A 22487-nucleotide genomic window follows, 5' to 3' on the forward strand; every position below is an offset into this window, starting at 1 on the left:
CGGATCTAGCATCGCGCCAGGACGGAGCGCCGTGTCTGCGCGTCCTCGGAAAGGAGGCAGGTGGATGCCGCTCAAGACCCGCCAGCGGGACCGGTACAACCGCCGAGAGGCCCTCGCCGGCTATCTGTTCATCTCCCCCTGGCTCCTCGGATTCCTCATCTTCACGGCCGGCGCGATGGTCTACAGCCTGTACATCTCGTTCAGCAGCTACAACCTGGCCACGAACAGCGCCCGCCCGGTCGGCATCGACAACTACGCCAACCTGTTCGAGGACCCGCGGGTGGGCGTCTCGCTCGCGAACACGCTGTTCTACGTGGTGATGGCGGTGCCGCTGGAGATCGTGTTCGCGCTCATCCTCGCTCTGCTGCTCAACCGCGTCGGGCGCGGTGCCGGAGCCTTCCGCGTGCTCTACTACCTGCCGAAGATGACGCCGGCCGTCGCGACCGCCGCCGTGTTCTTCCTGCTCCTGAACGGCAACTCCGGCGCGATCAACCAGTTCCTCCGGGTATTCGGCATCCAGGGACCGCAGTGGCTCGTCGACCCCGCGTGGGTCAAGCCGAGCATCGTGATCATGACGCTGTGGACGGTCGCGGGAACCATGGTGATCTTCCTCGCCGCCCTCAAGAACGTGCCCGTCGAGCTGTACGAGGTGGCCTCGCTCGACGGGGCGGGGCCGATCAGGAAGTTCTTCTCGATCACCCTCCCGATGATCTCGGGGGCGATGTTCTTCAACGTCATCGTGCTCTCGATCGCCGCCTTCCAGATCTTCGACCAGGCGTACCTGCTGTTCTGGCGGGATCAGAGCAACTCGTCACCGGAGGCATCCCTCTTCTACGCGATCTATCTGTTCCAGCAGGCGTTCCGGCAGTTCAACTTCGGCTTCGCGGCGGCGATGGCATGGCTGCTCTTCGTCATCATCATGATCATCACGCTCATCCAGGTGAAGGTCGGCAACCGCTTCGTCTACTACGAGGGAGACCGCTGATGTCCCAGACCCTGCGTCAGGTCCCCGTCGAGGCGGAGCCCGAGAAGGCCCCGGGCACGTTCACGACCACGGTGCCGACCCGCCCGCGCTGGCGGCGGCACCTGCGACAGCCGAAGAGCCTGATCGCCCGGATCGTGCTGAACGTCATCCTCGTGCTGTTCGCACTGCTGTTCCTGTACCCGTTCGCGTGGCTCCTCGCGGCGAGTTTCAAGCCGCGCGGAGAGGTGTTCGACAACGCCCTCATCCCGAAGACGTTCGTGCCGGAGAACTACGTCGAGGTGTGGAATCAGCTCCCGCTGCTGAACTGGATGGGCAACAGCATCGCCATCGCGCTGCTCGCCGCCGGTGCCGTCGCGATCTCCAGCTCGATCGTCGCGTTCGGGTTCGCCTACTTCCGCTTCCCGGGGCGCGGGCTGCTGTTCGGCCTCGTGCTCGCGACGATGATGCTCCCCGGCGCGGTGACGATGATCCCGATCTACCTCATCTGGAAGGAGACCGGACTCCTCGGCACCTGGGTGCCGCTGTGGGGCATGAACCTCTTCGGCTCGGCCTTCTACATCTTCCTGCAGCGGCAGTTCTTCCTCGGCCTGCCGCGGGAGCTGTTCGAGGCGGCGCGGCTCGACGGGGCCAGCGCCTGGGGCCTCTTCTGGCGGATCGCGATGCCGCTGTCGATCCCGTCGTTCGTCATCGTCTTCCTGTTCGAGTTCCAGGCGAGCTGGAACAACCTCCAGGCCGCCCTCATCTACCTCAACGCCGGGTCGGTGGACGAGTTCACCGCGCCGCTCGGCATCGCCTACGCCATGACCAAGTACAGCCCCACCGCGGGCGGTCACGGCGACTACCAGTACGTCATGGTCGCCTCCCTCCTGGTGACCCTCCCGATGCTCATCCTCTTCGCCTTCGGGCAGCGCGCCTTCATCGAGGGCGTCGCGACCCAGGGGCGCAAGGGATGACGAACCACAGATCGAAAGGAGCAGTCATGCGCACACGCATGCTGGGAATCACCGCGGTCGCCGCGGCATCCGTCCTCGTCCTCGCCGGGTGCGGCGGGGGAGGGGGAGACGACCAGGCAGCCGACGCCGACTTCGGGGCCGAGCCGAGCGGCACGCTGAAGGCGTGGGGCTTCGAGAACGCCGACGACGTCGGTACCTCGCGCATGGACTACGCCGCGGAGCAGCTGAAGGACGTCGAGGTCGACCTCGACGCGACGGCCTTCGACGCGCAGAAGTTCACCACGCGGATCGCGAGCGGCGACGTGCCCGACGTCGTGCAGATGGACCGCCGGTACGTGACCACGTATGCCGCGCAGGACCTCATCATGCCGCTCGACGAGTGCTTCGCCGCCCAGGACGTCTCGCCGCGGGACCACTGGTACCCCTTCGTCGTCGACGACGTCACCTACGACGATGCCGTGTGGGCGGTGCCGCAGTTCTACCAGCCGCCGGCGATCCTGCTGAACAAGGCCGTGCTCGACGAGGCGGGGGTGACGGCGGACGAGATCGACACCTCCAAGCCCGACGTGCTGCTCGGCGCGATCGAGAAGATGTACCAGGAGTCCGGCGGCGTGCCCACGCGGCTCGGGTTCGACCCGGTCGCGACGGGCCAGGCCGGGCTGTGGATCCTCGGCATGGGCGGCCAGCTCAACGATGAGAAGGGGGCGCCCACCCTGGACGACCCCAGCAACGTGGCCGGCATCGAGATGCTCAAGCAGATCACCGACGCGCAGGGCGGCTTCGCAGCCGTCAAGAGCTTCACTGACTCGTTCGACGCCTTCGGCGACCAGAACCAGTTCGTCGCCCAGCAGGTGGGCGCGCAGGTGAATGCGCAGTGGTATCCCAACGTGCTCAGCCCCTACGCCGACCAGATCGACCTGGAGGCCGTGCCGTTCCGGAACGCCGACGGGGAGCCGTTCTCAGTCGCCTCCGGCACCGCGTTCGTGATCCCGGCCGGCGCGGAGAACCCCGCGGCGGCGTGCGCGTGGATGGTGAACCTCACCTCCGACGACGCGTGGAATGCGGCGGGCGAGGCGCGTGCCGAGACCCTGAAGACCGACGGCGGGATCAACACCGGGCTGTTCACCGGGTCGCCGTCCGCCGACCAGTCCATCCGCGAGACCTTCGTCACCGACAGCGGCAACGCCGGCTTCGACCAGGTCATCTCCACCTACTACGACGTGGTGGACTACGGACAGTCGTTCGGCTCCTCGCCGGCGGGCCAGGAGATCCAGAACGAGCTCAACAACGCCATCACGGCCGCGCTGCTCGGGGACAAGTCGCCGGAGGACGCGCTGAAGGAGGCGCAGGAGGCCGCGATGCGGGCGTACGAGAACGCGACGGCCGGCTAGCCCCGGTCAGGCGCTTCGGCGGTCGTGGATGATGGAGGCCTACCGATCAGAGGGAGGCCGCCCATGGACCAGCGTGAGCTCGACGAGCGGATCCGCGACTACTACGAGGGGCAGTTCGACGAATCGGCGCGGTTGACGACCCGGTCGGCGCAGGGGCCGCTGGAGCACCAGCGCATCCAGGAGCTGATCGCCGGGCACCTCACCGAGGGTCGCGTGATCGATGTCGGAGGCGGGGCGGGCGTCCATGCGCGCTCGCTCCTGGACCGCGGGCATCAGGTCACCCTCGTCGACCCGGTGCGCGGGCACGTCCACAGTGCGGCGCAGCGGGGCGTGGACGCTCATGTGGGTGACGCGCGCTCCTTGCCGTTCGCCGAGGACAGCTACGACGCGGCCCTTCTCCTCGGTCCGCTGTACCACCTGGCCGATCGCGCGGACCGTCTCCAGGCGCTCGGCGAGGCCGCACGGGTGGTGCGATCCGGCGGCTGGGTGTTCGCGGCGGGCCTCTCGCGGTTTGTCGGATTCGGTCAGCTCGCGCTCGGCGTGACCGACCTCCACCTCGACGACGAACACGGCGCACTGCTGGAACGCGGGACTCCCTCCTCGCGGGGTCGCTTCCCGGCGGGGCATTTCCATACGGCGGAGTCGCTCGCCGAGGAGGCCGTCGCCGCCGGACTCGACGTTCTGGAGGTCCATGGCGTCGAAGGGCCCGGCGGGATGTTGCTGGAGGGGATGCCCGTGGAGGAGACGTCGCTCACGCAGGCGGCTCTGCTGCTGGCGCGAGCCGGGAGCACCGTGCCCGGAATCCGGGAGCTCAGCCCCCACCTCCTGGCCGTGTGCCGGGTACAGTGACGCTCCACAGTGTTGACTGTTAACAGTCAACACTGATAGCCTCGCGGTGTCGACAACACGGTCGACCCACGTAGAGGAGCAAAGATGCCCCGCATGCGCATCACTCGGGCGGCCGCTGCCTTCGCCGCCCTCGCCGCCACCGCTCTGGTGCTGTCGGCCTGCACGAAGGTCGACGAGAGCGAGGGGGCCGCCTCGACCTATCCCGAGGACGACATCCGGCTGATCATCCAGGCCAATCCCGGCGGCGGATCCGACCTGTCCTCCCGCGCGCTCGCCACCGAGCTCGAGAAGATCCTCGGCGTCAGCGTGATCCCGGAGAACATGCCCGGTGCCGCGGGAGCGCTCGCGATGGAGTACGTCGGCTCGCAGGACCCGGACGGCTACGTCATCGGCTTCGCACCCGTCGAGATCGCGATGCTCAACACGACCCAGAGCGCCGACGTGCTGCCCGACGACTTCGACCTGCTCGGCCAGATCATGCTCGCCCCCGGCGTCATCACGGTGGGTGCCAACAGCGGCATCGAGACCCTCGACGACCTCGTGACCCAGGCGAAGTCCGGCGCGGTCACGGTCGCGAACTCCGGCGCCGGCTCGATCTGGGAGGCCGCCACCCTCGGCCTCGGCAAGGCCACGGACGCCGACTTCACCCCCGTCCCCTACGACGGTGGCGCCACGGCGGTCGCGGCGGCCGCGTCCGGGGAGACCGTCGCCGCCGTCTCCGGACTCGGCGAGGCCCTCGCGCAGGGCGAGGCCGTCCGCATCCTCGCGGTCATGAACGACGAGCGTCACCCGGACGCGGAGGATGTCGAGACGGTCGAGGAGGCCATAGGCGAAGAGGTCGTCTTCGGCGGTTGGGGCGGCATCTACGCCCCGGCCGGCCTGCCCGACGACGTGCACGACGCCCTCGAGGCCGCCGTCAAGGAGGCCGTGGAGTCCGAGAGCTACCAGAAGTTCCAGGCGGACGCCGGCAACCTCGTGGTCTACCGCGACTCCGCGGAGTGGACCGGGTTCGTCGACGACCAGTTCGCCCTGTTCCAGGACCTCCTGGGCTGAACACCTCCGGTGGGGTCGGCACGCGCCGACCCCACCGCGTCCTCCGACGAAGGAGCACCATGACCAGCCCCGACACCGCGGCCGAGCCGGCCGCACCGGGCGGCTACGAGGGGGCGACCGCCTCGCGACCCCTCGAGATCGCGTTCGCCGCCGCCGCCCTCGCGATCACCGCCGGCTACCTCTTCCTCGCCACGCAGATCCCGCTGCGCCGCGAGGCCGCCCCCGGACAGATCGACGCCCGGTTCTGGCCGCTCGTCATCGGCGTGACCGGCGTCGTGATCGCGATCGCCCTGCTCGCCGTGGCGATCACCCGACCGGCACCCACGCGTGAGGATCTCGAGCGCATCCAGCCGGGCGGCGTCCTCCGGGTGATCGCGACGATCGCGATCGCCGGCGGCTTCATCGCGCTCTGGTCCCTCGGCTCGGTCATCCTCTTCGGCTACCGGATCGAGGTCTTCCCGATCGCCTGCGCCCTGCTCATGGCCGCACTGATGCTCCTGTACGGCCACCGCCGCTGGCTGAGCCTCGTCATCTACTCCGCCGCCGTCACGGCATTCGTCTACGTCGTCTTCGGCATGCTCCTGAGGATCCCCCTGTGAACGCGCTCCTGGAGGGGCTGAACTCGCTCCTCGACATCTCGATCCTGCTGTACATGGCGGTCGGCCTCGTCCTCGGCTTCATGGTCGGCGCCTTCCCCGGCATCACCGCGACCATGGCGGTCGCGCTCGCCGCCGGCTTCACCATGACCCTCGAACCGGTGCAGGGCCTCGCGGTGCTGCTGACGATCTACGTCGCGGCGAACTTCGGCGACCGGGTGCCGTCCATCCTCATCAACACCCCGGGGACTCCCGCCTCCATCGCCACCACCCTCGACGGCTATCCGATGGCGAAGCAGGGCAGGGCCGGGCTCGCGCTGACCATCTCGGCCATCGTCTCCGCCGTCGGCATCCTCGCCTCGCTCGTGCTCTTCGCGGTCGCCGCCGTGCCGATCGCCAGCTTCGCCCGGGACTACTTCAAGTCGCCCGAGCTGTTCGCGCTCGTCGTCTTCGGCATCGCGATCATGATCGGCATCTCGTCCAAGTCGATGCTCAAGGGCATCCTGGCCGGTCTCTTCGGACTCATGCTCGGCAGCGTCGGCACCTATGCGGCCACCGCCGACCAGCGCTTCACGTTCGGTGTGCTGGAACTCGTCGAGGGCGTGAACTTCATCGCCGTCATCATCGGGCTCTTCGGCATCGCCGAGCTGTTCGATCAGCTCCTCACGTACCGGAAGTCGCACGTCCGACCGATCTCGAGCCTCGGCCGGTGGTGGCCGAACCGCGCCGAGCTCAAGCAGAGCGGACGGGCCACCGCGGTCGGCGGGGCGGTGGGCCTCGGCGTCGGCCTCATCCCGGCGGCCGGCGGCGACATCGCGGGGCTCATCGGCTGGGAGCGGGCGCGCAAGGCGTCGAAGCGCCCGGAGATGTTCGGCAAGGGGTCGATCGAGGGCGTCGCCGCGTCCGACACCGCCTCCAGCGCGACGCTCGGCGGCTCGCTGACCACGACGATGGCGCTCGGCATCCCCGGCGACTCCGTGATGGCGGTCATGATCGGCTCGATGATCATCTGGGGCATCACCCCCGGGCCCACGCTGTTCACCAACCGCCCCGACCTCGTCGTCTCGATCGTCGGGATCATGCTCGTCGCGACCCTCCTGTCGCTCGCGCTGAGCCTCGTGCGGATGAAGGGCATGGTCAAGCTGCTCGACGTGCCGCAGCCGTACCTGTGGAGCGGCATCCTCATCTTCTGCATCATCGGCACGTACGCCACCTCGAACAGCCTGTCGACGGTCGTCACGATGCTCGTCTTCGGTGTGGTCGGCGTGCTGCTCAAGCGCATGCAGGTTCCGGCCGGGCCCGTGGTGCTCGGTCTCCTGCTCGGTCCGCTCGCCGAGGAGAACCTCGCCCGCACGCTGGCGATCCTGCCGACGCGGCCGTTCTTCGAGGTCGTCAGCCCGATCGCCCTCGTCCTGCTCGCGCTCGCGGTGCTGTCGATCGTCATGCCTGCGATCCGCGCCGCCCGCACGCCCCGCGCCGAGCGGGCCTCGTTGGAGGGCTCGATCCTCCACACCGACAGCATCGTGCAGATCGAGAAGGCGCACGACGAGCTCGCGGCGCAGCCCGACCTGCTCACCTCCACCGTCCGCAACGTCGACGCCGGTGCGCGCCGGGGACGCGCCGACCGCAAGAACCGCAAGAGCACGACCCCCGAGGAGACCGAGAAGTGACCCGCTACGACATCCTGACCGCCGTCCCGACCGCGTTCCACCGCGACGGGACCCTCGACCTCGACGGGTCGCGCGCGATCTTCCGGTTCGTGGCCGACTCGGGGAACGAGGGCGCCTTCGTCCTCGGCACCACGGGCGAGTTCCCCGCCGTGGACGCGGACGAGTTCCGGGGACTCGTGGGAGCGGCGCTGGAGGAGCTGGCCGACCGGATGCGCGTCATCGTGCACGTCGGGCAGCCGAGCACGTTCGAGGCCGTGCGCCTGGTGGGCATCGCGAAGGAGCTGGGGGCCACGGAGTTCGCGGCCCTCACGCCCTACTACCTGCGTGCCACGGACGACGCGATCCTCGAGTACTACCGCGCCGTCTCGGCGGCCGTGGGGGAGGGGCGCCTCTACGTCTACATCTACCCCGCGCGCAGCGGGAACCCCGTCTCGCCGGAGCTGCTCGTGCGCATCGCCGCCCTTCCGAACGTGGTCGGGGCCAAGGTGAGCGAGCTCTCGCTCGACGACATCGCGGCGTATCGTGCGGCCGTGCCCGCCGACTTCGAGCTGTACACCGGCGCCGACCGTGACCTCATCGCGGCCGTCGAAGCGGGCGCGCAGGGCGTCGTCTCGGGCGTCTCCTCCGTGACGCCGAAGCCGTTCCGCGCACTCGCCGACGCCGGACGCTCCGGAGATGCCGATGCCATCGCCGCGGCGCAGGCAGCCGTGGACGACGTCGTCGCGCTCATCGGCGGCGACATGGCGCGGATGAAGGAGGCGTACCGCGTGCTCGACGTCGTGGACACGCACTGCCGCATGGCGATCGCCGAACCCTCCGCCGATGAGCGCGCCGCGGTCGCACAGGTGGTGACCGCGCACCGCTGACCGGCCTCGGGCACGGCCAGGACGGAATGCCGCGACCTTCGGGTCGCGGCATTTTCGCATATGCTCGCATTTACTTGTCGGACAAGTTGGCGTTCTGAGAAGAGTGCTTGACGACAAGCGAGACGACTGTCTAGGCTCAGAACCGGGAATTCCGCCGACATCGCGAAGGAGCGAACGGAACATGTCAGACAAGATCGAGGTCACCGGGTCCGACTTGTCGGACGCGCTCGCCCGACGTCTGGCTCAGCACCTGCAGCGTTCCGGCCTGGAGATCGGCGACCCGCTGCCCACCGAGGCCGAGCTCGGTGCCGTGCTCGCGGTCGGTCGCCAGCGCATCCGGGAAGCCCTCAGCGTGCTCGAAGCGTTCGGCATCGTGGCGTCTCGGCAGGGCGCCCGCCGCGTGTGGCGCGGGTTCCGTGCCGCCGATCTCGCCACCCGCTGGATCGGCTTCGTCGACGACCCGGAGGCCGCCACCCGCGAGCTCCTGGAAGTCCGACACGCGCTGGAGACCTCGCTGCTGCCGATGGTGATCCCGCGCCTGCAGCCGAGCGACCTGGCCCGTCTGCGCCTGCTCTCGGAGGAGATGGTGGAGCGCGCCCTGCGCAACGAGAGCTTCGCCGAACTCGACCAGCAGTTCCACCGCGGGCTGCTCGCGCCGATGGGCAATGCGTTCGTGGACCAGTTCCTCCAGTCCTTCTGGGTGGTCTTCGCGGCCGCGCGTCGGGAAGAGCCCGTCGAGGAGGATCCGGCCATCGCCGCCATGCACGGCCGCATCATCGATGCGATCGAGGCGGGGGACACCCGCCGAGCGGTCCATGAGCTGGACGCCCACTTCTACGGCGTCCGCAACCGCTACCCGGACATCGACTTCGGCACCACGGCCGCGCTGCCGGTCTGATCCCCCCGCCCGGCACGTTCTGCCGGACCGTCTTGAAATCGATTTCGCACAACCCTCATCTGATCGACGAAGGAGTACGCATCATGAGATCCACCCGATTCCTCCCCGGACTGGCCGTCCTCGGCGTGGTCGCCCTCACCGCCGGCTGTGCCGGAGGCGCCTCGACGGGCGAGGGCGACGGTCCCGTCGAGATCACCTACTGGCTCTGGCAGGACGACGCGACCGACCCCACCTGGACGGAGCTCGCGGACGAGTTCAACGACGCGCAGGACGAGGTGGAGGTCGTGCTGGAGACGATCCCCCTCGACCAGTACCAGAACCAGCTCGTGTCCTCCGCCATGAACGGCACCGGTCCGGACGCCGCCCGCAGCAAGGACTGGTGGCTCGGGCAGTTCGCGCCGCAGGGCGCCATCGCGGACCTCACCCCGTACGTCGACGACTGGGACGCCTCGGACGACGTCGTCGACTCGCTCTGGGCGACCGGACAGCTCCCCGGCGAGGACGCCGTCTACATGCTGCCCCACCAGTACACGACGCTCTATCTCTACTACCGCGTGGACTACTTCGAGGAGCTCGGGCTCGAGGCGCCGCGCACGCAGCAGGACCTCCTCGACGCGGCGGCCGCCCTCACCGGCGACGGCCGCTACGGCATCGACGTCCGCGGCGGTGCGGGCGGTCAGGACCAGTGGCTCGCGTGGATGTACGCCGGCGGCGCGTCGGTCGTCGACGACTCCGGCGAGGTCGTCCTGGACGACGCGAAGGGCGTCGCGGTGAACGAGGACTACCTCCGCATCGTCACCGACCTGCAGGCGGCGCCCCCCGGATCGATCACGGCCGCCTTCGCCGACGTCAAGACGAACTTCGTCGAGGGTCTCACCGGCATGATGATCCACCACCCGGGATCCCTGAAGGAGCTGCAGGGCGTCTTCGGCGACAAGCTCGGCGTCGTCCCGATCCCCACGGAGGAAGGGAAGCCGGGCGCGACGCTCGGCAGCATGAGCGGCAACGTCATCCTCGAGGGCTCCGACAAGAAGGACGCCGCCTGGGAGTGGATCTCCTGGCTGAGCGAGGAGGCGCAGATGGAGAAGATCTCCGCCTCGCCGCAGGGCCAGCTGCCCGTGCTCGAGTCGGTCATCGACACCGAGGCGTACTCGTCCGACCCGCAGCTCGCTGTCGCGGTCGACGCGATCCCCACCGCCAAGACCTGGCCGGCGCTGGAGGGAGTGGCGGAGCTCGCCGCCAAGGAGTGGAACCCGCTCATCCAGCAGGCGTTCCAGGGTGAGATCAGCAGCCAGGACGTGCTGACGAAGATGTCCGACGTGCTGCGCTGAGGACCGACATGGCAAGCTCCACCCTCACGGAAGCGGTCGTCACCGGCCGGCCGGCCCCGCGCCGGCCGGTGGCCCGGCCCCGGCGACGCGCTCGCCGCGGGTCGGTGGCCCCGCTCGTCCTGCTCGCGCCGGCGATCGCGCTGGTCGCGGTCTTCGCCGGGTATCCGCTCGTCCGCTCGATCTGGTTCTCGTTCAACGACGTGAGCGTCTTCACCGGCGTGCTCGAGTTCGTCGGGTTCCAGAACTTCGCCAGCGTCATCGGCACCGCGGAGTTCCTCCCCACGCTGGGCCGCACGGCGTTCTGGACCTTCGGCGCCGTCGCGCTCCAGTTGATCGGCGGGTTGTCGCTCGCGCTCATGCTGAACAACCGCTTCCCCCTGCGGGGCGTGTATCGCGGGCTCATCATGATCCCGTGGGCGACCCCGAGCGTCCTGGTCGCGCTGATGTGGAAGTGGATCCTCGATCCCAACAACGGCGTCCTCAACCAGTGGCTGCTGAACGCGGGGATCATCGACGCTCCGATCGAGTTCCTCTCGCAGAACAGCACCGCGCTGCCGACGCTCGTGATGATCGACGTCTGGCAGGGCATCCCGCTCTTCGCCATCATGATCCTCGCGGCGCTGCAGAGCGTGTCCGGCGAGCTCAAGGAGTCCGCGCAGATCGACGGATGCGGGCCGGTCGGGGTGTTCCGGCACGTCGTGCTGCCCGCCATCCTCCCGACCATCCTCATCACCACGCTGCTGCGCCTGATCTGGACGTCGAACTACGTCGACCTCATCTTCATCCTCACCGGCGGCGGGCCCGGCACGTCCTCGACGACCCTAGCGCTCGAGTCGTATCTGACGACCTACAAGGCCAGCGACTTCGGCGCCGGCGCGGCGTACGCCGTCATCCAGGCCCTTTTCCTCGCCGTCTTCATCGCGCTCTACGTGCGCCTCACCCGGAAGGACACCACGCGATGAGTACGACGACCGCCCCCGTCCGCTTCGGCCGCCTCGCGGGACGGACCGGCTTCGCGATCGCCCTCCTCGGCGTGCTCGCGATGGTGCTCGGGCCGTACATCGTCATGCTGCTGACGTCGCTCACGCCCCGGGATCAGCTCGCCGGCGCCGGAGCGAACCTCATCCCGTCGGAGTTCACGACCGCCTCCTACGCCGAGCTGCTGTCGACGACGCCGTTCCTGACCTATCTGCGGAACAGCCTCACCGTCGCCGCGATCGCCGTCCCGGTGACCCTCGTCGTCTCCACCGGCGCCGCGATCGCGATGTCGCGGTTCGACTTCCGCGGACGCGGGGCCGTCATGATCGGGCTGCTGCTCGCGCAGATGTTCCCCGCCGTGCTGCTCGTGATCTCTCTGCAGGGGCAGCTCCGCGGCATGGGGCTGATGGACACGACGCTCGGCCTCGCACTCGTGCACGCCGCGTTCGCCACGCCCTTCGCCACCTGGCTGCTCAAGGGCTTCGCGGACTCGATCCCGCGCGAGATCGAGGAGGCGGGCCAGATCGACGGGGCCTCCTCCTGGCAGATCATCCGCATCCTGCTGCTGCCCCTGCTGCGGCCGGGCATGGTCGCGGCGGGAACCTACGCGTTCATCCTCACCTGGAACGAGTTCCTCTACGCCCTCACGTTCACCTCGCAGACGGCGACGCGCACGCTGCCGGTCGGCCTGCACCTGTTCATCGGCGAGTACCAGATCCGGTGGGACCTCCTCACCGCAGGAGGCGTGCTCTCGGTGCTCCCCGTCGTCGTCGGCTTCCTCCTCGTGCAGAAGCGCCTCGTCGCCGGTCTCGCCGCCGGCGCCGTCAAGGGCTGAAGCTCCCCGTCCCCTCCTCGTCGTCCCGGAAGGACCACGCATGAAAATCGAATCGATCGACCTCCAGCTCTCCCGCATCCCCCTCCCCAAGGGGCCGTGGGGGGACCAGATCCATCGGGTGACCCACATCGAGATCATCCTCGCCGACATCACCACCGACACCGGGCTGGTCGGCACCGGGTTCAGCCACACGTCCGGTGTCGGCGGCCAGATGATGATGGCGGCGTTGCGCGAGCTCATCCCCACGCTCATCGGCCGCGAGGTCAATCCGCGGGCCGTCTGGCAGCACTCCTGGCAGCACCTGCGCGACAACGGCCCCGGCGGGACCACCACCCTCGCCCTCGCTGCGATCGACGTGGCGCTGTGGGACCTGCTGGGGCTGCACTTCGAGCAGCCGCTCGCGAAGCTCCTCGGGCAGGTCCGCGACCGGGTCGCGCTGTACGGCAGCGGCATCAACCTCAACCTGTCCGCCGAGGAGGTCGTCGAGCAGGTCAAGGAATGGAAGGCCGACGGGTACGCCGCCGGGAAGGTCAAGGTCGGCAAGCCGGACCTCGAAGAGGACGTCTACCGGCTCACCAAGATCCGCGAGGCGGTCGGCGAGTATCCCCTCATGGTCGATGCGAACCAGGGATGGACGTACGGGGAGGCGGTCCGGGCGGTCACCCGGTTCCGCGACCTCAACCTGTACTGGGTCGAGGAGCCGCTGCGCGTGGACGACGTCGCCTCCCACGCTCGCCTCCGGGCCCGGTCGCCGATCCCGATCGGGCTGGGGGAGAACGTCTACACGCTCCAGCAGTTCAACCAGTACCTCCTCGCCGACGCGTGCGACTTCATCCAGGCCGACGTCGGACGCGTGGGCGGCATCACGCCCTACATGGACATCGCCGCCCTCGGCCGGGCGTACAACGCCCCGATGACGCCGCACTTCGTGATGGAGCTCACGGCCAACGTGCTCTGCGCGGTGCCCAACGCCCTGTTCGGCGAGATGACGGACGGCGGCACGCTCAGCGACCTCGGCGTCATCGTGCCGCAGCGGCCGCAGAACGGGTTCTTCGTCCCGACCGGAGCGCCGGGGAACGGCCTGGAGTACGACCGCGAGAACCTCGCGCGGCACGCGGTGAGCTGAGGGAGACGAACGACATGACGGACATCTTCGACCTCACCGACCGCATCATCCTGGTCACCGGCGGCCTCGGCCAGATCGGATCGGCCTTCGTCCGCGAACTCCACGGACGCGGCGCCCGGGTGGCCGTGGCATCGCGCACCGTCGACGCCGCGCGCCTGCAGGAGACGTTCCCCGAGATCGTCGACAGCCCGCGCCTCCTCGGCGTCTCCGTGGACATCGTCTCGAAAGCCAGTGTCGAGGCGGGCCTCGATGCGATCGTCGATGCGTGGGGTGCGGCGCCGGACGGCGTGATCAACAACGCCGGTCTGGACACCCAGCCGAGCGCGCCGCCCGAGGTCTCCGGCCCCTTCGAGGACTTCCCGCTCGACGTGTTCCGGGAGGTGGTCGACGTGAACCTCGTCGGCACCTTCCTCGTGACGCAGGCGGCCGGTGCCCGGATGCGCGCCGCCGGGAAGCCGGGCTCGATCATCAACGTCGGCTCGATCTACGGGATGGTGTCGCCGGTGCAGGACATCTACGCGTACAAGGAGGAGCAGACCGGGGTGCCGTTCGTGAAGCCGGTGGCGTACTCGGCAGCGAAGTCGGGGCTGTACAACCTCACCCGCTACTGCGCGACGTACTGGGGGCGGCAGGGGATCCGGGTCAACACCCTCACCCCGTCCGGCGTCGGCCGAGACACGCAGGACGCGACCTTCCGGCAGAACTACACGGCGCGCATCCCGATCGGGCGGATGGCGGAGGCGACCGACTTCAACGGGGCCGCGGTCTTCCTGCTCTCCGATGCCTCGCGCTACATGACCGGAGCGAACCTCGTCGTGGACGGGGGATGGACCGCATGGTGACCACGGCGGCGGACCTCGGCGTGCTGATGGCCGCGATCGCCACCCCCTACGACACGGACGGGGCCGTGGACACCGGACTGCTCTCGACGCTCGTGGAGGATTATGTCTCCCGCGGCGTCGAGGGGATCTACTGCTGCGGGTCGTCGGGGGAGGGGCTCCTCCTCTCCGCGGATGAACGGACCGCAGTGGTGGAGACCGCCGTGCGCGCCGCGGGCGGGCGGATCCCCGTCGTCGCCCACGTCGGGGCGCTGTCGACGAGGGAGGCGATCGAGCTCGGGCGGCGGGCGCAGCGCGCCGGCGCATCCGCCCTCTCGATGATCCCGCCGATCTACTACTCCTTCGGCATCGAGGCCGTCGTCGACCACTACCGCGCGGTGCTGGACGCCGTGGATCTCCCGCTCATCGTCTACAACATCCCGCAGTTCACGGGCACCGAGTTCACGCTCGAGACGGCCGGAGAGCTCCTGGGCGACGATCGGGTGATCGGTCTCAAGCAGACAGCGCACAACATGTACGCCCTCGAGCGCATGAAGGCGGCCTTCCCCGACAAGGCCTACATCAACGGCTTCGACGAGGTGTTCGTGCCGGCGCTCGCCGCCGGGGCCCGCGGGACCATCGGCACGACCGTCGGGCTGCAGGCCGAGCTCTTCCAGGCGGCGCGTCGCCTCCTCGACTCCGGCGACCTGGCCGGAGCCCAGCGGGTGCAGAGCAGGATCAACCATGTCATCGCCGAGCTCGTGGCGATCGACGTCTTCCCCGCGGCGAAGTACCTCTCCGGTCGCAACGCGGGAGGTGCGGGAACGCTGGGCGACTGCCGCCGTCCGTTCCGGCCGCTCTCGGCCGAGGCGCGGGGCCGACTGGATGCGCTCGGCGCGACACTCGACGGGTTCCTCGCGGAGGTCTAAGAGGGCTGAAACCGGTTACAGTGGGTGCCCATGGCCACCATCTACGACGTCGCGCAGCGGGCCGGCGTCTCGCCGGCCACGGTCTCGCGCGTCTTCAACGGCACGAGCGTGTCGGCGGAGAAGGCGGCGGCCGTGCGGGCGGCGGCCGAGGAACTGCGTTTCACCCCGAACCGGACCGCGCGCACCCTGCGGACCCAGAGCTCCGAGGTCATCGCCCTGGTGATCCCGGACATCGAGAACCCGTACTTCACCGAGATGGCGCGCGGTGTGGAGGACGCCGCGTCCGAGGCGGGGTACTCCGTCGTGCTGTGCAACTCCGACGCCCAGGTCGAGAAGGAGGCGACGTACCTCCGGATCGCGATCGCCGAGAACATGTCGGGGGTCATCATCGCGACGGCGGATGAGCACTCGGATCTCGCGCCGGTGCGGGCGACGGGGCGGCCCGTGGTCGCCGTGGACCGTCGCACGGTCACCGACATCGACGGCGTGGTGATGGCCAACCGGGAGGCGGGAGCCGCAGCGACGCGGAGTCTGCTCGACGCCGGGTATCGCCGCATCGCGTACATCGGCGGCCCCGCGCACATCGACACCGCGGCCGAGCGGGCGGAAGGCTGGCGGGAAGCGCTCGCGGCGATGGATCCCCATCACGAGCTCTCCTCGCTGCAGCGCTTCGCCACATTCCGCGTCGACGGCGGGCGCGCGGCCATGGAGGAGCTTCTGGCACTGCCGGAGCCGCCGGACGCGGTCGTCGCCGGGAACAACCTCATCGGGGTCGGCGCGATCCAGGTCCTCACGGAGCGCGGCCTCACACCTCCGGAACTCGGTGTCGCGGTGATCGGATCGCTGCCCTTCACGACGCTGTCTCCCTCCGCTGTGACCGTCGTGCGGTTGCCGGCGCGGCACATGGGTGTGACGGCGGCGCGGATGCTGCTCGAACGGATCAAGGGAGACGTGCAGCCGGCTCGGACGGTCGTCCTCTCCGGCGAGGTGCAGCGCGCGACCGCACGCGCCTGAACGCAGCGTCGCTACTGCGAGCGCCAGAATCGTGCTGCGAGGTTCGTCATCTCCTTGTCGAGATCGTCGACCTTCACCTCCAGTCGGTCGAGGCGGTGATCGAGGCCGTCGAGGCGCGCGGTCATCTCGCCACGGAGGCCGATCATCTCGCCACGCAGCCCGATCATCGCGCCGTGCAGCGCACCCATCGCCGCGCGCAGCGCTCCGATCTCGCTCCTCATCACGCCGTGCAGCGCCGCCAGCGCCGCGTGGAGTCCGCTGACCTCGGTCGTCGTGTCGATCCGGAGGGTGCCGATCTCCGTGGTCATGTCAGTGCGGAGGCCGGCGATCTCGGTAGTCATCTCGGTGCGGAGGCCGGCGATCTCCGTAGTCATCTCGGTGCGGAGGCCGGCGATCTCCGTAGTCATCTCGGTGCGGAGGCCGGCGATCTCACTGCGGAGAAGTGTGGTCTCGGTGGTCATGTCGGTGCGAAGGGTGCCGATCTCCGTGGTCATGTCGGTGCGGAGAGCGCCGATCTCACTGCGGAGAAGTGTGGTCTCGGTGATCATTTCGGTGCGGAGGCCAGCGATTTCGGTGGTCATCTCGGTGCGGAGGCCAGCGATTTCGGTGGTCATGTCGGTGCGGAGGCCGGCGATCTCCGTGGTCATGTCGGTGCGGAGTCTGCCGATCTCGCCGGTCATCTCTCCCCGCAGTCCGCCGATCTCCGCGCGGAGCACGCGACCGAACTGCGTCGTCATGAGGGTCATGCCGCCGAGCATCGTCGTCACGAAGATGCCGATCAGCGTCCATACCTGCGGGTCGTTCAAGGGCATGCCTCCAGTCTCGATCGGAGGGGTCAGGATGTCACGGTATTCCGGTGCTGAACCGGCGTTTTCCCGGTCAGGGTCGGGAATGGTGGAAGCCTCGGAGGTCGGTCGACGTGGTGCAGGAACAGTCAGCTCCTTGCGTCCTGAAATCGATTTCGCGTAGCCTGGGTCCAGGTCGGCACGGACCGTCGGTATCGAAGGAGAGACCATGCGCTGCACCCTCGGGGTGGACATCGGCACGTCCAGCAGCAAGGGCGTCCTCGTGGACCCCGCCGGCGCGATCCTCGCGACTGCGACCCGCGCGCACGACGTCTCCCGTCCGCAGTCCGGATGGGTCGAGATGGACGGCCGGATCTGGTGGGACGAGTTCGTCGAGCTGGCCACCGACCTTCTCTCCGTGGTCCCCGACGCGGAGGTCGTGGGGGTCGGAGTGAGCGGCATGGGCCCGTGCATCCTGCTCGCCGACGAGGACGACGAGCCCGTGCGCCCCGCGATCCTCTACGGCGTGGACACCCGATCCACCGCGCAGATCGAGCGCATGACGGCGGAGCTCGGCGTCGAGGAGATCACCCGCGTCGGCGGCTCGACCCTCACCTCGCAGGCCGGCGGGCCCAAGATCGCCTGGGTCGCCGAGGAGGAGCCGGAGGCCTGGCAGCGCGCGCGGCGGCTGTACATGCCCGCCTCCTGGCTGGCCCGCAAGCTCACCGGCGCCTACGTCCTCGACCACCAGTCCGCCAGCCAGGTCTCGCCGTTGTACGACATCGAGGGCGAGCGCTGGCACGAGCCCTGGTGGCAGCGGTTCGCCGGGACGGTCGAGCAGCCGCCGCTGCGCTGGGCGGGGGAGATCGCGGGCACCGTGACCACCGCTGCGGCCGCCCTGACCGGCCTGCCCGAGGGGACCCCGGTCATCACTGGAACGATCGACGCCTGGACCGAGGCGGTGAGCGTCGGCGCCCACGAGGTCGGCGACCTCATGCTGATGTACGGCACGACGATGTTCCTCGTGGCGACCGGGGAGCAGACCCTCCGCACGCCCTCGATGTGGACGACGGCCGGCGCCTTCGCGGGTACGCGCAACCTCGCCGGCGGTCTGTCCACATCCGGAGCGCTCACCGCGTGGCTGAAGGACCTCTCCGGCGCCGACTATCCGGCGCTGCTGGCCGAGGCGGAGGAGTCCGGGCCCGGTGCCGGCGGCCTGCTGATGCTGCCGTACTTCGCCGGCGAGCGCACCCCGATCCAGGATCCCGACGCTCGCGGGGTCATCGCCGGGCTCACCCTCCGGCACACCCGAGGAGACCTCTACCGCGCGGCCCTCGAGGCCACCGCGCTGGGCGTGCGCCACAACGTCGAGACCATGCGCGCCGCCGGTGCCGACATCCGCCGCATCGTGGCGGTCGGCGGGGGCACGCAGGGACGGCTGTGGCTGCAGATCGTCTCGGACATCACCGGGCTCGTGCAGGAGGTGCCGCACACCACGATCGGCGCGAGCTACGGCGCCGCCTTCCTCGCGGCGACGGCCACGGCCGCCGACGGTGCCGCGCCCGCGATCACCGACTGGAACCCCATCGCCGACACCGTCCGCCCGGACGAGGCTCTGCGCCCCTTCGCCGACGCCCTCTTCGACCGATACGTGCGCCTGTACGACGGCTCGAAGGACGTCGTCCATGAACTCGCCGCCGCTCAGCGCGACGGATCCCCCACCCCCTCGACCCCGGAGAACTCATGACCGCCTACACCCTGCCCACCCCGGCCTCCCGTCCCGCCGCAGCGCCGAAGACCGCCTACCTGATCGCGTCCGGCGACCTGCGCGAGTCGGCCAACACGGCCGGCTGGCCCACCCAGGTCGAGCTCGAGGCCGGAGTCACCGGCGTGCTGAACGACCTCGGGTGGACGGTCGTCCGCGCCAACGAGGTCGACCCGGAGACCGGTCACGGCTTCATCTCCAGCCAGCGCATGGGGCTCGAGGTCTTCAAGAACATCCCCGTCGACGCGCCGCTCATCGTCGCCGAGGCCGTCTGGCAGTACTCGCACCATGTGCTCGCGGGCCTCCGTACGCACGAGGGCCCGATCCTCACGGTGGCGAACTTCGCGGGCGACTGGCCCGGCCTCGTCGGCCTCCTCGGCCTCAACGCGGGCCTGACGAAGATGGACAAGCCGTACGCGACGATCTGGTCGGTCGACTTCACCGACGACTGGTTCCGCGACGGCATCCGGGAGTGGACGGAGACCGGCGCCATCACCCACGATGCCTCCCACGTGCGTCCCCTCCCCGCGCTGCCGGACAGCCCGGAGAAGCAGCTCGGTGAGGCCCTCGCCGCGGAGCTGCGCGCCGAGAAGGCCATCATCGGCGTGTTCGACGAAGGCTGCATGGGCATGTACAACGCCATCTTCGACGACGAGCTCCTCAACCAGACCGGCATCTACAAGGAGCGCCTGTCGCAGTCGGCCCTCTACGCGGAGATGCTGAACGTGACCGAGGAGGAGGCCGACGCCGCGTACGACTGGCTGGTCGAGCGCGGCATGACGTTCCGCTACGGCGAGGACGCCGCGACCGAGCTCACCCGCGAACAGGTGCAGTGGCAGCTGAAGATGTACATCGCGGCCCTCCGCATCGCCGACGACTTCGGCCTCGACGCGGTCGGCATCCAGTACCAGCAGGGGCTGAAGGACCTCGTGCCGGCGTCGGACCTGGCGGAGGGCATCCTGAACTCCACCGAGCGCCCGCCGGTGACCTCGCGCGACGGATCCCGCGTGCTGCACGAGGGGCGCGCGTTCCCCCACTTCAACGAAGCCGACGAGGGCGTCGCCGTCGATGCGCTCGTGACCGACCGCGTCTGGCGCGCGATGGGTCTCGTGCCCGACAACACCCTCCACGACGTGCGCTGGGGGGAGGACCACGACGGGCAGTTCGTCTGGGTGTACGAGATCTCCGGCTCGGTGCCGGCCTCGCACCTCGGAGGCTGGCAGAACGCGGAGGGCTGGCGCCAGGGGCACGTGTTCTTCCCTGCGGGCGGCGCCACGATCAACGGCGTCTCGAAGCCCGGCGAGGTCGTGCTCTCCCGGGTGTTCATCGCCGAGGGAGTCCTGCAGGCGGACATCTTCCGCGCGTCGGTCGTCGAGCTTCCGGCGGAGGAGACGCAGCGCCGGAAGGACGCCACGAACCCGGAGTGGCCGATCGCCCACGTGGTGCTGCACGGCATCTCGCGCGACCAGTTCATGGCTCGGCACAAGGCGAACCACGCGCAGCTCGTCTACGCCCCCGATGCCGACACCGCGGACAAGGCGCTGATCGCGAAGGCCGCGATGTTCGACGGCATGGGCATCAAGGTCAACCTCGTCGGCGACGTGGCGATCTGAGGCGGTCCACCTCGTCCACGGTCATGCCTCCCGTCTGAGTCCGGGGTCTCAGGCTGTCACGGTGTTCCGCAGCGGCAGGACCGCGAACACGGGACCTGTGGACGGAGAGGTGGAACCGCGTGCGGTGCAGGAACAGCGCTCAGGCGGAGGGGCGGAGGTCGCTCGGCGGGCCGCTCAGCGCGCGCAGGGCGTAGAGGATCGTCGCGAGGTCGACGAGCTCCTGCACCAGCGCGCCGACGACCGCGGGGATGACGCCGGTCATCGCGACGACCATCAGCCCCACGCTGAGACCGATGCCGATCCAGATCGCGGTGAGGGCGACGCGGAGGGTGTGCCGCCCGATCGCGACGGCATCGACGACCTTGGCGAGCGAATCCACGAGGATGACGACGTCGGCGGCGTCACCGGCGGCCGTCGCCCCCTTCGCACCCATCGCGATGCCGATGTCGGCCGCTGCCAGTACCGGGGCGTCGTTCACACCGTCGCCGACCATCAGCACGGGCCGTGGCTGCATCTCGGCGGCCAGGCGCACCTTCTCGGGCGGCAGGAGCTCGGCGTGGATCTCGTCGATCCCGACCTGCCGTCCGATCGACGCCGCGGTGGTCTCCACATCCCCGGTCAGCATCGCGAGCCGGTCGACCTCGTGCGTCCGCAGCCAGGAGATCACGGCCGGTGCCTCCGGACGGGCGGCATCGGCGAGGACCAGGACCCCCGCGAACCGTCCGTCCACGGCGACGTAGGCGGCGGCCTGTCCCGGCGCCAACTCCGCCCTGACGGTGTCCGGGGCGAGGGAGGCGACGTAGGCGGGCTTGCCCACCACGACGGCGCGGCCGCCGATCGTGGCGGAGACGCCGTTCGTCGCGGTCTCGCTCGCCTCCGTCGCCCCGTGCAGCTCCAGGCCTCGGGCGGAGGCGGCGCGACGGATGCCGTCGGCGAGCACGTGCGAGGAGTACTGCTCGGCCGACGCGGCGAACCGCAGGATCTCATCCGCATCGAAGCCCGTCGCCGGCCGCACCTCGACGAGCTCCGGCCTTCCCTGGGTGAGCGTCCCGGTCTTGTCGAACGCGGCCGAGCGCACCCGCCCGATCTGCTCGATCACCGCACCGCTCTTCATGATGACGCCCGACTTCGCGGCCCGGGAGAGTCCGCCGAGGAAGGCGACGGGTGCGGCGATCAGCAGCGGACAGGGCGTCGCCAGCACGAGCACCTCGGCGAACCGCGTGGCGTCGCCGGAGAGCGCCCACGCCGTCCCCGCGAGCACGAGCGCGACGGCGGTGAACGGGATCGCGAACCGGTCGGCGAGACGCACGATGGGGGCATGGGAGGACTCGGCCTGGGCGACCAGCGCCACGATCTGCTGGTACTGGCTGTCGGCACCGGTGCGCAGGGCGCGGAGACGGATGGCCCGGATGCCGTTGATCGCACCGGACAGCACCTCGTCGCCCGCGCCGCGCGTCACGGGCAGGCTCTCGCCGGTGAGCGAGGACTCGTCGAACGATGCGCTGTCGGTGAGCAGTTCGCCGTCCACGGGGATGATCTCCGACGGGCGCACGAGGAGGACGTCGCCCACGGCCACGTCGTCGACGGGCACCTCCCTCGCCTCGTCCGAGCCGGCGTCCTCGGGGTGGACGAGGACATGGGCGCTGCGCGGTGAGCGGTCGAGCAGCGCGGAGAGGTCGCGCTTCGCCCGGCGGCCCGCGAAGTCCTCCAGAGCCTCGCCGCCGGAGAGCATCAGGACGATGATGAGCGCCGCGATGTACTCGCCCACCGCGAGCGTCGCCACCATGGCGACGACGGCGAGGATGTCGAGCCCGACGTGGCCGCGGAGCACGTCGCGCACCATGCCGACGAGGGTCCACACCACCACCGCGGCCACGAAGACCGTGGCGACCCACCGGCCGACGGTCGCTTCGCCGGCGGCGTGCAGGGCTCCGACCACGACGAAGACGATGACCGTCAGCGTGATGACCGGGTATCGCCAGAGGAGTCGGAGGGCGCGCATGCGTCCAGCATCGTCGGAATCGGTGCGCAC

At 69.7% G+C, this 22487-nt stretch carries 20 protein-coding genes; 18 read left to right on the top strand and 2 right to left on the bottom strand.

Annotated elements, in window-relative coordinates:
- Positions 1–64: 64 nt before the first annotated feature.
- From ACIQID_RS11705 to ACIQID_RS11780, 16 genes are all read left to right on the top strand, one after another.
- Positions 65–985 (top strand): carbohydrate ABC transporter permease, encoded by a 921-nt coding sequence (locus ACIQID_RS11705; RefSeq protein WP_025102661.1) that lies wholly within the window; start codon positions 65–67, stop codon positions 983–985.
- A complete protein-coding gene (locus tag ACIQID_RS11710) occupies positions 985–1938 on the top strand; it encodes a carbohydrate ABC transporter permease (protein WP_312674685.1) in 954 nt (317 codons plus the stop codon). Before ACIQID_RS11705 ends, ACIQID_RS11710 begins: the two co-directional genes overlap by 1 nt.
- A 26-nt stretch (positions 1939–1964) precedes the next feature.
- Complete coding sequence (locus ACIQID_RS11715; protein ID WP_144881801.1) at positions 1965–3329, top strand: extracellular solute-binding protein; 1365 nt, start codon at positions 1965–1967, stop codon at positions 3327–3329.
- 63 nt (positions 3330–3392) lie between these two features.
- Entirely contained in the window at positions 3393–4178 is a 786-nt protein-coding gene (locus tag ACIQID_RS11720; RefSeq protein ID WP_312674691.1) for a class I SAM-dependent methyltransferase, read from the top strand.
- Positions 4179–4271: 93 nt separating this feature from the next.
- A complete protein-coding gene (locus tag ACIQID_RS11725; RefSeq protein WP_231729519.1) occupies positions 4272–5231 on the top strand; it encodes a tripartite tricarboxylate transporter substrate binding protein in 960 nt (319 codons plus the stop codon).
- A gap of 59 nt (positions 5232–5290) precedes the next feature.
- Positions 5291–5830, top strand: a complete 540-nt coding sequence (locus ACIQID_RS11730) for a tripartite tricarboxylate transporter TctB family protein (RefSeq protein WP_312674693.1) — start codon at positions 5291–5293, stop codon at positions 5828–5830.
- Positions 5827–7497: a tripartite tricarboxylate transporter permease gene (locus tag ACIQID_RS11735; protein WP_312674694.1), complete on the top strand. Its 1671-nt coding sequence runs from the start codon at positions 5827–5829 to the stop codon at positions 7495–7497. Before ACIQID_RS11730 ends, ACIQID_RS11735 begins: the two co-directional genes overlap by 4 nt.
- The gene (locus ACIQID_RS11740; RefSeq protein WP_312674695.1) at positions 7494–8363 is read left to right on the top strand and encodes a dihydrodipicolinate synthase family protein; all 870 of its coding nucleotides are present in this window, start codon (positions 7494–7496) and stop codon (positions 8361–8363) included. Before ACIQID_RS11735 ends, ACIQID_RS11740 begins: the two co-directional genes overlap by 4 nt.
- Positions 8364–8544: 181 nt before the next feature.
- Positions 8545–9261, top strand: a complete 717-nt coding sequence (locus ACIQID_RS11745; RefSeq protein WP_312674696.1) for an FCD domain-containing protein — start codon at positions 8545–8547, stop codon at positions 9259–9261.
- 83 nt (positions 9262–9344) lie between these two features.
- Positions 9345–10592, top strand: coding sequence for a sugar ABC transporter substrate-binding protein (locus tag ACIQID_RS11750; RefSeq protein WP_312674698.1), 1248 nt, complete (start codon positions 9345–9347; stop codon positions 10590–10592).
- An 8-nt stretch (positions 10593–10600) separates the two neighbouring features.
- Positions 10601–11554, top strand: coding sequence for a sugar ABC transporter permease (locus ACIQID_RS11755; protein WP_312674700.1), 954 nt, complete (start codon positions 10601–10603; stop codon positions 11552–11554).
- Positions 11551–12405 (top strand): carbohydrate ABC transporter permease, encoded by an 855-nt coding sequence (locus ACIQID_RS11760; protein WP_312674701.1) that lies wholly within the window; start codon positions 11551–11553, stop codon positions 12403–12405. The genes ACIQID_RS11755 and ACIQID_RS11760 overlap by 4 nt, the downstream gene beginning before the upstream one ends.
- A 40-nt stretch (positions 12406–12445) precedes the next feature.
- Positions 12446–13531 (top strand): mandelate racemase/muconate lactonizing enzyme family protein, encoded by a 1086-nt coding sequence (locus tag ACIQID_RS11765; RefSeq protein WP_136052890.1) that lies wholly within the window; start codon positions 12446–12448, stop codon positions 13529–13531.
- Between the two features lie 14 nt (positions 13532–13545).
- Positions 13546–14373 (top strand): SDR family oxidoreductase, encoded by an 828-nt coding sequence (locus ACIQID_RS11770; protein WP_312674702.1) that lies wholly within the window; start codon positions 13546–13548, stop codon positions 14371–14373.
- The gene (locus ACIQID_RS11775) at positions 14367–15278 is read left to right on the top strand and encodes a dihydrodipicolinate synthase family protein (RefSeq protein ID WP_400285064.1); all 912 of its coding nucleotides are present in this window, start codon (positions 14367–14369) and stop codon (positions 15276–15278) included. The genes ACIQID_RS11770 and ACIQID_RS11775 overlap by 7 nt, the downstream gene beginning before the upstream one ends.
- Before the next feature lie 30 nt (positions 15279–15308).
- Positions 15309–16292, top strand: a complete 984-nt coding sequence (locus ACIQID_RS11780; RefSeq protein WP_312674704.1) for a LacI family DNA-binding transcriptional regulator — start codon at positions 15309–15311, stop codon at positions 16290–16292.
- Positions 16293–16303: 11 nt separating this feature from the next.
- Here ACIQID_RS11780 and ACIQID_RS11785 read toward each other — a convergent pair whose 3' ends face one another.
- Positions 16304–17350, bottom strand: a complete 1047-nt coding sequence (locus ACIQID_RS11785; protein WP_400285068.1) for a coiled-coil domain-containing protein — start codon at positions 17348–17350, stop codon at positions 16304–16306.
- On the opposite strand from ACIQID_RS11785, the gene ACIQID_RS11790 reads away from it, so the two are divergent.
- The gene (locus tag ACIQID_RS11790; protein ID WP_400285071.1) at positions 17307–18824 is read left to right on the top strand and encodes an FGGY-family carbohydrate kinase; all 1518 of its coding nucleotides are present in this window, start codon (positions 17307–17309) and stop codon (positions 18822–18824) included. The genes ACIQID_RS11785 and ACIQID_RS11790 overlap by 44 nt on opposite strands.
- Positions 18821–20455, top strand: coding sequence for a fucose isomerase (locus ACIQID_RS11795; RefSeq protein WP_331201387.1), 1635 nt, complete (start codon positions 18821–18823; stop codon positions 20453–20455). The genes ACIQID_RS11790 and ACIQID_RS11795 overlap by 4 nt, the downstream gene beginning before the upstream one ends.
- 139 nt (positions 20456–20594) lie before the next feature.
- Here the strand turns inward: ACIQID_RS11795 and ACIQID_RS11800 are convergent, their stop codons facing one another.
- Entirely contained in the window at positions 20595–22457 is a 1863-nt protein-coding gene (locus tag ACIQID_RS11800; protein WP_400285075.1) for a heavy metal translocating P-type ATPase, read from the bottom strand.
- Positions 22458–22487 lie beyond the last annotated feature (30 nt).

This window comes from Microbacterium sp. NPDC091676 (assembly GCF_044756645.1).
Classification (GTDB): domain Bacteria; phylum Actinomycetota; class Actinomycetes; order Actinomycetales; family Microbacteriaceae; genus Microbacterium; species Microbacterium paraoxydans_D.